This window comes from Komarekiella delphini-convector SJRDD-AB1 (assembly GCF_014831675.1).
Taxonomy (GTDB): domain Bacteria; phylum Cyanobacteriota; class Cyanobacteriia; order Cyanobacteriales; family Nostocaceae; genus Komarekiella.
This window is the reverse complement of sequence record NZ_VJXY01000014.1, coordinates 30,870-43,921: the sequence shown is the minus strand read 5'-3', so window position 1 is coordinate 43,921 and position 13,052 is coordinate 30,870. Positions and strand designations below refer to the sequence as shown.

Genomic DNA, 13,052 nt, shown 5'->3' with positions numbered 1-13,052 from the left:
CAGCCAAAAACTTGTTTAACTGTCAGTTCTCATTTGGTATCACTGAGTATGGGCAACTGACAAGCTATTGTATATAATTTCACTTGCAAGCTGGGGAATGCTGTTAGCAGGGTGTTAAGTTTCACGCAGAGGCGCAAAAGCGCAGAGAGTTTTTAAAGTTTGTTGTCCAAGAGTATCAAAGACTCGTTAACGGAGTTCAGAGGTGGATTCATCCGGTTAAAAGACTCGTTAATGGAGTTCAGAGGTGGATTCATCCAGTTCAAATACTCGTCAACGGAGTTCAGAAGTGGATTCATCCAGTTCAAATACTCGTCAACGGAGTTCTGAACCTCATCCACTGGTTTCAAAGACTCCACAATTACGCGAATTACGAATTACGAATTACCATTAACTGCGTTGCCAAATTTTAATCGTCTTATCCAAACTCCCGCTAACCAACATCTCGCCCGAAGCAGTGAAGGCTAATGCTGTGACTGTGTTGGCGTGTCCAGTAAAAGTACCCAGTAGTTCTCCTGTTTGGAGATGCCAGAGTTTGATAGTTTTATCAGCACTGCCGCTAGCTATAATTTTCTCATCAGGACTTAAAGCGATCGCATACACTCGATCTCTATGTCCCTTAAGAGTGGAAATTAATTCCCCTGTATCCAACTGCCAAATTTTAATCGTCTTATCCCAGCTACCGCTGACAAGCAATTTAGCATCTGCACTCATAGCCAGAGAGCTAACAATATGAGAATGACCCATGAGAGTGCGTAATGGTGGTGTATCCTTGAGAATTTTCTCCGTCCCTTGGGGTGAGGTACGCCAGACTTTTATTTTACGATAACTACCTGTAACCAGCGTTTCGCCATCTTGGCTTAAAACTAGGGAGTGAGCAGCGGTATCATCTAAAGAGAGAGCGATCGCTACTCGACGTTGCATCAAATCCCAAAACAAAATTTTCCTGTCATCTCCACCAGTTGCTAACATTCTGCCATCTGGAGTAAAGGCAACACATCGCACCACCCCATTGTGCTTGTGCAGGATATCTATTAAATCTAGTGCACCTACATGCCAAATCTTAATTGTGGAGTCTGCACCGCAACTTACCAAAGTCTGTCCATCTGAACTAAAAGCCAAGGAATTCACTTCATCCACTAGTCCAGACATCACCCAAGGATATTCTGACAATGTATCTATTAATTCACCCTTGCTTAAATCCCATAGTTTCGTCTCTCCAAGACTACCACTTGCCAATATGGGCATGGTTTTGCCATTCTTACACCCAGAACTGAAAGCAAGACAATTAATTCCTCTGTTGTGACCTTTCAAAGTTTGCCAGCATTCCCAGTCCCCTACTATACATTTAAGTGAATGCTCTGGTGGCAAAGTCTGAATTGTCTCAGGCATTAGACTCTCATTAATTGCTGGTATTAGTGGCGCTGCTTTTTTAGTAGTAAGTGATTCTAAATACCAATTCAATCCCCCTGCATATAACAAGTTACTCGGAGAGATGTAAAGTTTTGGTTCAGTAAATTCAACTTGATTCGCAGGCAAAAACCCGGTGATTACAGTTTGTTTTTCGTAACCTAATTTACCTGCAAATGGATAAAACAAGCACAGGAAAATTAATACTTGATGATTTTTTAAATCCTCTTCAGTAACCGACCATCTAATTTTGTTTTTCTTAATACCGTTAAAGCTTTCTCCATCAGCAACGCAAACTTGAATACTCAGTTGAGGATTATCTTTAAGCACGTAAGAAAATTTACTTTCGCCGCGCAAGTTGCCCTCATCATCTAGAGTTATGTTTTGCAAGGTATCTTGTGGCACTTTTTTTACCAACTTACCCAAGCGTTCAGTCATTACCTGTTCGACGACTTGCTCTCGCAAAAGATAATCTTCTGCTTGCTGCTGGAAGTATTGGGAAAAGGGTATCGTCCAGTCAGGAGGTTCAGGATACTCAGGCGGCGTAGGCGGCGGATTTTTGGCAAGAATTTCTGCTTGTTGGCGAGAAAATTCCAGGATTTTTGCTAATGGCTCGCCCCAAAATGCCATAATTTCAGTGTGGCAACCTTTGACTTGACTTTCTAACAAAGATAAGTCGTAAGTCTTAGGTTTTTTCACACGTTGAAGGAAGTCAGCTTGTTGAGATCTTAGTAAGCTAATCCAATCCATCTGCATTCCTACAGCACAATATTGCATACCTACGGTAAGCTACACCATCGCAATTACTCAAGTCCATAACCTTTAATTAATTAAAAATCTAGTAATTTTAACAGTCTAATAAAACACAGCTATCAGCATACATTTACGGTAAAGATACACCTGAATAAGATTAAGGCATTTCATTAACTAATGCCGCTGAGATATGGTTAAGCTCATCCCACCCCTAAAAGGGGATGGGATAACACGAAAGACCGTTGACAGTTGACAGTTGACTGTTAACCGTCAACCGTCAACTGTCAACGGCGTCGGGGCGTCTTTCATCACCTACCGAGAAGGAATGGGTTTTCCCGACGCCTTTTTATAATTAGATGATGTTAGTCAATTTTATCGAACCTGGACAACGAGATACTGTTTTGCTTTTACAATTTCAGGACAAATATCTCGCTTACTCCCCGTTTCTTATCTCAGTGATTTATAAATAACAGTAGCGTTAACTACTACACCTTAAATCAGTAAACAGTAAACAGTTATCAAGGGGTATGGTGGGGTATTTAAACACGCTAGATAGCGCCTGCCACTAATCGGCTTTGGGTTATTAGTTTTCAGTTGGAAGTGAGTGCCCCCTTACTGGTTCCCCTTAAACTCAATTATCTTGACTGTTTACCGTTTACTGTTTACTGTTAAATTAAGCCAGCATCAAAGCCACTTCTTTAGCAAAGTAGGTCAAAATTAAATCAGCGCCAGCTCGTTTCATACTGGTTAAAGTCTCCAAAATTATCTGCTTTTCATCAATCCAACCCATCTGCGCTGCGGCTTTAATCATGGCGTACTCACCACTGACGTTGTACGCGGCAATAGGTAGTTGTGTGGCGTTGCGGACTTGATGGATGATATCTAGGTAAGCAAGAGCAGGTTTGACCATCACAATATCTGCACCTTCGGCAATATCTAGGTCAACTTCTTTCAAAGCTTCTCTGGCATTAGCTGCATCCATTTGATAAGTCTTTTTATCGCCAAATTTGGGAGCCGAATCCAAAGCATCGCGGAACGGGCCGTAATATGCAGAGGCATATTTAGCAGAGTATGCCAAAATTCCTACATCAAAATAGCCTGCTGTATCTAATGCTTGACGAATTGCTCCCACTCTGCCATCCATCATGTCGGAAGGTGCAACAAAAGTCGCTCCAGCGGTTGCTTGCGAAATTGCCATTTTCACTAACACTTCAACAGTAGGATCATTTAAGATGATCCCTTTTTCATCCACTAAACCATCGTGCCCGTGGGTGGTGAAAGGATCAAGGGCAATATCAGTGATGACAACAATTTCTGGGACTGCTTGTTTAATAGCTTTGATGGTTCGCTGTATCAGTCCATCTGGGTTATAGCTTTCTCTAGCCATATCATCTTTTTGCTGTTCTGGAATTACCGGGAAGAGTGCAACAGCATTTATTCCTAAATTAAAAGCTTGCTGGACTTCTTGTAACAATAAATCTAGGGAATAACGATAGCACTCAGGCATAGAGACAATTTCGACTTTCTGCCCCTCGCTTTCTGTGACAAACATTGGATAAATCAAGTCGTTGACGCTCAAAGTCGTCTCCCTCACCATTCGCCGCAACGAGGCTGTACTACGCAGACGACGGGGACGATAATGTAGTATATCGGTTGTAACTCTAGAATTTATCAGTGCCATGGTGCGAAGTCCAATGATAATAATAATGATTATCATTGCACAAAAACGGAATTATAATAGCGATCGCACCACTCCCAACATATAGCACATGCTTAACAACGAGAGTCAGGCTAGTAACTTGACTGAGATCTCACGCAAGGCGTTTCATTATCCGAGGGAGGATCAGGGAAAATTGCTAAAGTGTGATATCCGGGATTACTTTTCTCGTATAGCACTCGGAAAGTATACAGCTTGGTTTTACCTTGTTTTTCGGTAACAACTGTTAAAAGTGTATTGTTAGTAGCAGGAAGTCCAGGAATATTGAGTTTTTGAATTCGTCTAAGTTGCATGACATTCGCTGCTGAATTTTTACAATCTCCTACATTAGTATTACGGTCTTGACCAAACTGCATACATACCGGGCCATCAAAATCTATAGTTACCTGTGATGGATCGTTTAACCAAACTTTTTTAATTACTTCTCCAGCCTGAATAAAGCTGAGGTTTGTTCCTTGCTGATACGAAATATTGATCGTAGGTGTTGCTCCTCCTAAACCTTGTGCTTGACAAGAAAACATGGAACGGAGAACAGCGTTATTAGCGATAGCGCGACCTGCCAGCAAGAACATAGCAGCCGAGAAAATCAAGGAAGCTAGATGTAGGAAATAAGAATTATTTGGGGACTTTCCTGGTAAGTTTGTATTGTTTTTCATGGATGCAACTTAGTATCACTCACTACTCCTAAAACTGTATAGATTGATTGACATATATTTCAACATTTTTGCCAGCTGCCACAAACCAAACGTTAGTACGTTGCATCATTTGAGAAATAGCCTGTTGATTGCGTTGTGCAATTTGAGGAACTACAGTGTTCATCCCACCTTCTAACAACCCTGCCAAAATGTTGCGTCTGTTGTCGCTACTCTGAAAGCAATACCTATCTCTGTAAGTTTGATTATTAGAATTCTCGTTAGAATTAGTATTAGTATTAGTATCTAGAGTAGGAGTATTAACACATTCGACTCTGGTATCAGGACGATTTAATACCTCTCCTACTTTACCAACAGCACCTAGGGCAAATAGTCCTATATCCATCCCCGTAATTGCTCCTCCTTGATTGGGAAATTGCTGTGCTAGTAAAGGTCTACCTTGGGGAGCGCGAACAATTAGGGCATTTTGCGGTAGGCTCTTTTCTGTGGGAGTACCATTATTTTTTACGATAACTTTGACTATATTTAGCTGTAATAAACCCTGTTCAGAAATAGAACGAACTTCAGTTAATAACTCGGTGTTGGCAGGTAAAGCGATCGCACCATCTACAGCTTTGAGTGGTTCTTTCAAACGCACAACAAATACATTTTTGTTTGCATCGTTGTCGTCGTTGTTTCTTGCTTTAGTAGTTTCCCCAAATACAGCTGTTGCTAACACAGCTTTAACACTAGTTCCTACTGCTACGGATCTCTGACTCTGTTGTTGTCCTTGATTGACTACAGAAGGTTCTTGGGGTGGCGTTTGGTTAGGATTGGGGTTTAGTGGCTGTTGCGCGACTTGGGTATTTTGTGGAGGTTCAGAGGTAGCTGCCATGACAGTAGGTTTATCAGTGACATTCACCTGACCATAACTACCCAACTTTGCTAACCTTGACCACTCATCAAGTGGGTTGGGTGGAGGTGGTGGAGTTGGTTGCACAACTGGTAATGGTGGCGCAGGTTGAGAAACAACAGGCCTTTGTGGGGGAGATGGTACTGTAACTACGCGAGGCACATAAACTGTTCGCACGGGTGCTGGTGTTATTTGCGGTACTACCCGCGGTCTATTTCTAGAAGAAACTGCGGGTTCTGGCTGTAAAGCTACCGCAGGTGTTGGTTTTGCCGTTCTCAGCCTTTGTTGTGCTGCTTTTACCAACTCAACTTGTTCAGTTAGAGCTAATTTTGTTTTGAGAGTCTCTACTTCTGCTTCTAGATTTTGAGAAGGAGATTCATTTACAGGTTGCGATCGCACTTGGGGAGAAATCTCGCTTTGTGGTTTTTGATTGCCACTATTCATTAACTGGGACAAAAACCCGCCAGCTAACAAAACTATAGATAGGGTAGCCATTCCTACCAAGCCTAATTTCGCAAAAGGGTTGGATGAGAGGGGTTGCTTAGTCTGAACTTCTTGCGGCTGTTCAGGCGACGGCTGCGAGATGGTATCTTCTACTTCTTGGATGCGAGGAGGAGATTCTTCTTCAAAGCCAACCAATCTTGCCATCCGTGATTCCCAATCTAGAGATTCTACTTCTCGTTGGCGATCGTCGGTAGTTAGAGTAAATAGATTTTGTGCAGGAGTTTCTGACGGAATTGAATATCGAGTCATAGTACAACTTAGTTTTAATTTACAGAACAATTTTTATCTTGAATTTCACAGACATTATAAATTTCTAGTCTAGCTTCGCCTAGGCGATAAGCTGCTAAGTGTAACGGAATTGCTGCATTTGGTAGTGAAGTTGCTGGCTGATCTATTGCTCTGACTAAAATTTGTTTATTAAATGAAATTGATTTTCCTAGCCTGTCAGAACTACTAAAAACTAATTGATTGGCAAGTATCTCCACTTTCCATTGTCCATCACCTATCTTTGTCGGTTGAGAAACTTTTTGGATTACTAATACATTCTCAGTGCCTCTATTTACAGAGTCAAATTGACTCTCTGGATTTAAATTAGTAAGTTCTAACTGGAATTTTTGCTTAAAATCTTCAGCTACCAATTGAGAAGTGATATCCCAGACTGTTTTTGGCGGTTGTTGCTGCGACCAGGTAAGCATTAAGCTTATACTTTCACCCACAAAGCGCCGGATAGTCTCTGGTTGCCGCTCTAAATTCTGTTGGGGGTCTACTGTGATGGCACGACCATCAATAAGTTGCACTAAACTTTGAGGTGTGAGTTGCTGACTTAATTGCTGCAACATAGACCCGTGAAATACGAGTAACAGTAAGGTCAACAAATGTAAACCAAATGTTCCTACTGCCAACAGTGGTAAAAAGCTATTTTTTTTATTTTCGGGTTTAAGTAACTGCATTAATAATTATCTATATAAATTACATTAACTTTAATTTGAAAATTTATTATCTTAAGAAGTTCTCAGACTTAGTTCTAGTTCCGCATTGCTTTAGTTGTTCTTCATTTAGGTTGTTATACTCGTCTAACAAACATAAATTCCGAATTTCATATATTTCTAGTTTATCAGTACGAATACTATAAATTGCTTTTTGGAGGGTAGTGGCATTGTTAGCTTGGGGATTAGCGAAATAATCGACTGCACGCACAAGTAAATCTTTATTGAAAGGCGTGATAACTCTACTATCATTAACTTGTTTTTTTTGAATTAAGTCAGCTACCATACCCACGCGCCACTTTCCTGGGGCAATTTTTTTGGGTGGATAAACCCGCTTAATAACTAACTGTGATGTCATAGCTTGGCTGGGATTTTCAGAGAAAACTTCTGGCGGTGTTATTTCTGCAATTGTGCTTAAGAAACCTTTGCGAAAGTCTTCTGATAAGCCAAAACTAGCTATCCAACTACTGGTGCTAATTTTTTGGCTACCGCCTTGTGTTGTTCTAATCAGGATTCCTAAATCCGATTTGGGGTTTGCGACTTCTTCAATAGTTTGTGGTGGTAAATTTCCAGACCAGTTAAACATTGATATCATCGTTTTACTGATGAATTGGCGAATTGCTTCTGGTTCTCGTTCCAAATCATCAGTAACGGCTACTGATTTACCATCTATCATTTGCACAAAGTTGGGAGGTTTTCTTAAACTGAGTTGGCGAATTTTAATCCCTTGAAATAGGAACAAAAGTAAAACTAGTACATGCAAACTGAAGGTAGCGATCGCAAAAGCTGTTAAAATACTTCCTGTCCGTTGTCTTTTTTCTAGTAATCGTACCATTTACTTATCTCCCAACCCAACAGTTATTGCTTATTTAACTTGGATTTAACTTGTGCTTAGTGATTAACTAAAATGCTGCTCACGACTGGATTTTTTTATTTTTAATTACTTATCAATCTCCTCCAGCTAACAACTTATATCCTATCTTTTACCAGAGAAGCCGTATTGCTGATAGCGTTGAAGACTGCAAAACCTCCAGCCGCAGCCACTAATAAAGATAAAATCGGAGCCAAAACTCCCAGAAAAATTATGAACCACGTTAAATCTGGATCAACATTAGCATTTTGCCCAGGCCCATTAACAATAACTGTGGCAGTTAACACAGCGATAATATTAAATGAAATTTTAGCGATGCCAATAGATAAAAACCCGGTAAGCCACGCAAAAATAGGTTTACCGGCTACAGGTAGCAAAGACCCACCCACAGCCAGCGGCCCTAAGGTTGCTATCAGCAACATAGTCGCTTCTATTAAATTTTGAAAGGCATATTGTAAAGAGACTAAAAAACTTTTAATGCTTGTTTGAACTGTAGAACCCAGCAAAGAATTAAATGCACTTTCAGATACACTGCCTGTGCTATATGTAATCTGATTTACCTTATTTTGTAACCTGTCTATCCAAGTTTTATTGCCATATAAATTTCTGTATTCTTGCCAAAGTTCGTTAGCTTTTTCCGTAGCTTTAACAAAGCATTTATTTTGTTGTTCACCAGTAATTGACTGACAAGGACGCAGCAAAGAACCTGCCACTTCTTCAGCAATACTCATATTCAGTGCTTGCTGGTAAATTTGGTCAGTATTGGTTGTTACCACTACTTGCTGATTTACAGCATTTATCAAATTCCGTACTCCCAATGTTAAATTAGAAAGTATGCTGCCATTGCCTGAATTACTTAACAGTATTACCACCAGGAAAGGCCAAATCAAAGCTGATATAGGGCGGGCATATTCGCTGTATATCAAATCTTTGAGGAATTGTAGCATAAAAAACAGCAGGGTTCCGACTGCAAAGAATACACCTAGATTCGTGAGCGCTCCATATAAGTTATTACTGGTATTATTTTGCAATAAATCCAGCCATTGATTATCCCAACCTTCGGCAATACTTTGGGCAGTTGTAGCACCATTACCGAGAATTTCATCTATGCCTATTTGGGCAAAAATTGGTAAAGTAGCAAGCTGCATTTTGATAGTGGCTGTTTTTAAAAGGAACGTACTTTTCCGTAGTTAAATGAGAATAGAAAATTTTGATTTTGAATTCTAATTATCAATTTTTGTCCCAAACAAATCCATTTGCGAAGTGGCTCGCAAAAGTCGCGCCGCTTCTGTAGATGTATCTACTCTCCGAGCACGATTTTCCTCTTCCATTTGTTGAGAAATATTGGCTAAGTTTAAGTTAGAGTATTGCAGAGATTGATTAGTTTGTAGGGTTTGAGCAAATGTTTCAGCTACAATTTTTGATTGTTCCTTTTGAATTTTAATAGTTTCTTGGTTAGCAGATAATAATGCTAATAAACCCTGACCAAGCACCTTATCGGCTAGACTGATTAAGTCTTCTCCTTTTCCTTGCTTAATACCAGTTCCTTCTAATAGCTCTTGAAATATTGTCCTATCTTCGTCTACATCACTAAATCCCGCAATATTTCTCAGAGTTTTTTCAGTATTTATTAACTTTGTTTTTGTCCGAATCTGCCCAGCTTCACCTAAAAGACCTGACACAGCTCCACGGGTAATTAGACGATTAATTTCATTGCTAACTAAATTTGAGCGGACTACTGAATTATTCTCAAAACGGTCTGATATGGAATTGATAAAAATATCATCACGAATTCTCTGTCCAGCAGTGATTGGATTAGGTATATTCAATTCTCCTGTAGCATTAGTGATAGCACTTCTACTTTGTGGTTCTACAGGCTTTAGGTTTTCGCTCAGATTATTTTGGAGATAGTTTTGTAAATCTACAGAATATGATTGAAAATCAGTCCAAACTTCACCTACTTGTGCCATTGCTGGTAACATTACTAGAGATACTAGAGTAAGAGTTAAAAAGGTGGTTTTTTGCATATCTCTGTGTTTGGGAATGGGGAACGAATTTGTTTAAATTAATTAAATTTATTTTTATTTCACGCAGAGGCGCAGAGGCGCAGAGAAAGAGTTAAAAAAATGTGTGGTGTATAAGTTTTAGAATCGTTGTTAACTACTGCGTAGTGTAGCCACTAACTGACGTGCAAATGTAGAAATTGCTTCATATTTATCGGTGTGAAGTTGCATCATTTGACTGCGTGCAGTTTGTTCATAAGGGTTATTAGCAACTGCTGCTAATTGTTCGTAACCTGGATAGTAGCGACAAAATGTATAAATACCGTTATCATCTAGCAGCCATTGACTATAAATACCTTCTTTGCGTGGGAAAAAGCTTTCTGAGGCATTACGAGAAATGATGTTGCGGGGATATTTTAAGATGTCTGCAAAACTATCTACTGCAACTGGTTGAATGCGTCCAATCAATCGTGTTGTCAAATTTTGCAAAATTTTAGATGCAGCTTTAGATTTGGCAATGGTATCAGGGTCTTGTGCTGATAAAATAACTCTGATTCCAGCTTTAGCGCCGTTGGCACAAACTCTGCCAACTAAGTCAGAAATTTGCTCGAATTCAAATAAAATCGGTGCTTCGTCGATGAAGAATATGGAAGCTGGGCTGCTTAATGCACGTCGTAACGCTGCTGAATAGGCGCTTAAAGATAGTACTGCTGCATCTTCATTATCTGATAGGTTTCTGAGCGCAAAAACCAAAAGTTGTGCATCGGTGGGAAAGCTAGATGGTGCAGAGATTGCTTGTCCAACGCGACTAGAAAGCCAAAATCGCAAGCGCAGCTGAATTTGGCTTAAGGCGTCTTCAACTCTCCCACTTACAGAATTTAATTGTAGGTGTTCTGGAGAGCAGAAATAGAGAAAGTCTCTTAAGGTAGGGGTTTTAGGCCAAGCCGCAGAACCAAATCCCCCTGCTATTGCTTTACGATATCGCTCTTTGATACCCTCATCTGCAAAGAAGGCTTCTAAAGCCAAGTTGAGAAGCGATCGCACAGTTTGCGATAGAATCTGATTCTCAGCAGATGACCCTAAAACCATCGTCATCAAAGCTGATTCCAAAAAAGAGGTATAATCTAGTGTGCGATCGCGTTGTTGTTCTGGATCAAGCGATCGTAAATCTGGCTGCTCAAATAAGTTATTTGATTGTTTGGAGATATCAAAATACGCCCCATTCCCCTCCATAAACTCTGTATAGTCAGTAAAAGTTGATGTCCCATCAGGTTTAGGGAAGTCCAACGCCACTACAGGAATGCCATGCGCCAAAGCCTGAGTTAAAATTCCTGATACTAATACTGATTTACCAGCACGAGTTGTTGCAAACAGCGCTAAATTTTTATGTTGATTAAACAAATCTAGATGTATGGGTGTTCCACCTTCTTCAGCAATCAACTCAAAGCCTTGTTTATCACCTTGTTTTGTTAGTACTAAAGGCATTAATCCTGGAACTTCACTTGTTAAATATAGTTGGCGACGATTGAAGGGTTTTGCTAACAAACCCTCCCAAACTATTGGTAAAGTTTGCAGCCAAATTTTCCAAGCATATTCTGTTTCTCTAATCACCCGTGCTGGACGTTGAAAACAGTTTTCAATATATCTTGTCGCTTCCTCTAATTTCTCTATACTTTGACGATGTACCAAAATCGCTATACCCGTATAAATTGGTACTGCACCTTCATATAATTGCTCTTGTGCTGCTACAGATTTCTTTAACTTTAATTGAGCGTTGACATCTATGGTTTTGCTTTTTTCTTGAGCCATGATTGTCGTCATATTTGACTGCTTCAGCACTCTTTGCAAGGTAGTTTTAACAAATGCTGGATTTGCAGTAGTTAATTCACAAAATACTTCCGTATCTACTACCGTTTCCCTTGCTAGCAATTCCCATATATAACGTAACTGAGTGGATTTATTTGACCAACCTCCGGGTTTTTCTAAAAATGTCATTACGCCAATATAGCGATTATTCACATTAACCCAACGACGGTCAGCACAAGGTACACCAGACTCTAACAGCAAAGTTGTACTATGGATATTTTCGATGAGTAATTTAGTACTTGCTAAGTCTGAATTAACTTGTTCATGTAGTCCATTTTCATCTAAAGTAATCAATTGGGGAATATCTATTGGCTGCGTATTATTAAATCTTCTCCAGGTTTCCTCCCAGAGTTCATCAGCAGTTAAAGGCTTGATATCCAATCCCATTTTATTGGCTAAAAGTTGCTCCCAACGCAGAAAACCTTGTTTATAAGCATTAGTAATGATAGTTTCGAGGCGCTGATATTCTACTTCTGATAGTTCGCCTTTGAATTTTAACCACCATGATTCTGCTTTTGCTAAAAGTTTCTCTATCCAATCATCTGCATTGGTATTGGTAGACTCAACAGTATAAGTGACATAAATACGTAAAAATTTTGGCTTCCTAATACCAGAAATAGTCAGCTCTTTGACTCTGGCTCGCTCTGCCATCAACAAATATTTTATATCTCGTGACGGCGCATTTTTGATCAATGATGCGAGTTCTTGCTGGCGGGTTTTATCTGAACTAAAAGACCCTAAATGTAGCGTCATTCTTTCATCGCTAGGGATATCTTTTAAACCCGCTTCAATATTATTGACAATTGTATCGATTTGCTCAGGTCTTAAAGTGGTATGAATACCTCGACATTCAAAACCGAAGACAAAGCAAAACCTATCTTTTTGTGTTCCTTTCGTCAAAGCGTAAGCGCCAATATCACGTCCATTTAATGAGACGCGCAACATTGTCGCCAAGTGTAAAGCGTCTTCAAATGGTGTTAATCTAGTTTCATTTCCTGCGATACCGACGCTTTTTTTTCCGATTTTTTGCTTCATGGTTAACTTCCAGCAAGCTTTGATAACGAGCAAAGCCTCTTGTCCAAGTGGGAACACCTACAAATTTGCTTAAAAAACTCCAACTCCTACCACCAGTTAATATCCACCAAGTCCCCATTCCCCAACCAGCAATTAGTACCGTCCATAACCATTTTTGAAACTCCTCTTGAAAAATCCCCCCAAAAATTCCGTTGATGATAAAGTATGAAGTTAGGGAAATTAGCGTCCAAGGAAGAATTTGATCGGCAGGTATTGGGCCTAATGAAGGTTGACTTCCGAGAATTTGATTGACTGGACGAAATTCTTGTTCACGCTCTTGAGACATTGCAAATATCTTAGTTATCCTTCCTCTAATCGATAGATAT

At 39.8% G+C, this 13,052-nt stretch carries 10 protein-coding genes; all 10 read right to left on the bottom strand.

Annotated features, from left to right (window positions below; genetic code table 11):
* Window positions 1–387: 387 nt before the first annotated feature.
* Window positions 388–2,163 (bottom strand): WD40 repeat domain-containing protein, encoded by a 1,776-nt coding sequence (locus FNW02_RS14485; protein ID WP_191758340.1) that lies wholly within the window; start codon window positions 2,161–2,163, stop codon window positions 388–390.
* Window positions 2,164–2,833: 670 nt separating this feature from the next.
* Complete coding sequence (gene hemB / locus FNW02_RS14480; protein ID WP_191758238.1) at window positions 2,834–3,841, bottom strand: porphobilinogen synthase; 1,008 nt, start codon at window positions 3,839–3,841, stop codon at window positions 2,834–2,836.
* Between the two features lie 110 nt (window positions 3,842–3,951).
* Entirely contained in the window at window positions 3,952–4,533 is a 582-nt protein-coding gene (locus tag FNW02_RS14475; RefSeq protein WP_191758237.1) for a hypothetical protein, read from the bottom strand.
* 28 nt (window positions 4,534–4,561) lie between these two features.
* Window positions 4,562–6,175, bottom strand: a complete 1,614-nt coding sequence (locus FNW02_RS14470; protein ID WP_191758236.1) for a TrbI/VirB10 family protein — start codon at window positions 6,173–6,175, stop codon at window positions 4,562–4,564.
* A 14-nt stretch (window positions 6,176–6,189) separates the two neighbouring features.
* The gene (locus FNW02_RS14465; protein WP_191758235.1) at window positions 6,190–6,876 is read right to left on the bottom strand and encodes a hypothetical protein; all 687 of its coding nucleotides are present in this window, start codon (window positions 6,874–6,876) and stop codon (window positions 6,190–6,192) included.
* Between the two features lie 46 nt (window positions 6,877–6,922).
* The gene (locus FNW02_RS14460) at window positions 6,923–7,747 is read right to left on the bottom strand and encodes a hypothetical protein (protein WP_191758234.1); all 825 of its coding nucleotides are present in this window, start codon (window positions 7,745–7,747) and stop codon (window positions 6,923–6,925) included.
* Window positions 7,748–7,881: 134 nt separating this feature from the next.
* The gene (locus FNW02_RS14455) at window positions 7,882–8,931 is read right to left on the bottom strand and encodes a hypothetical protein (protein ID WP_191758233.1); all 1,050 of its coding nucleotides are present in this window, start codon (window positions 8,929–8,931) and stop codon (window positions 7,882–7,884) included.
* 75 nt (window positions 8,932–9,006) lie between these two features.
* Window positions 9,007–9,810 carry a hypothetical protein gene (locus FNW02_RS14450; protein ID WP_191758232.1) on the bottom strand — a complete coding sequence of 268 codons (804 nt, stop codon included), beginning with the start codon at window positions 9,808–9,810 and terminating at the stop codon, window positions 9,007–9,009.
* A gap of 129 nt (window positions 9,811–9,939) precedes the next feature.
* On the bottom strand, window positions 9,940–12,687 hold the full coding sequence (locus FNW02_RS14445; protein WP_191758231.1) for a hypothetical protein: 2,748 nt from the start codon (window positions 12,685–12,687) through the stop codon (window positions 9,940–9,942).
* Window positions 12,641–13,012, bottom strand: coding sequence for a hypothetical protein (locus FNW02_RS14440; protein WP_191758230.1), 372 nt, complete (start codon window positions 13,010–13,012; stop codon window positions 12,641–12,643). Before FNW02_RS14440 ends, FNW02_RS14445 begins: the two co-directional genes overlap by 47 nt.
* Window positions 13,013–13,052: the final 40 nt, after the last annotated feature.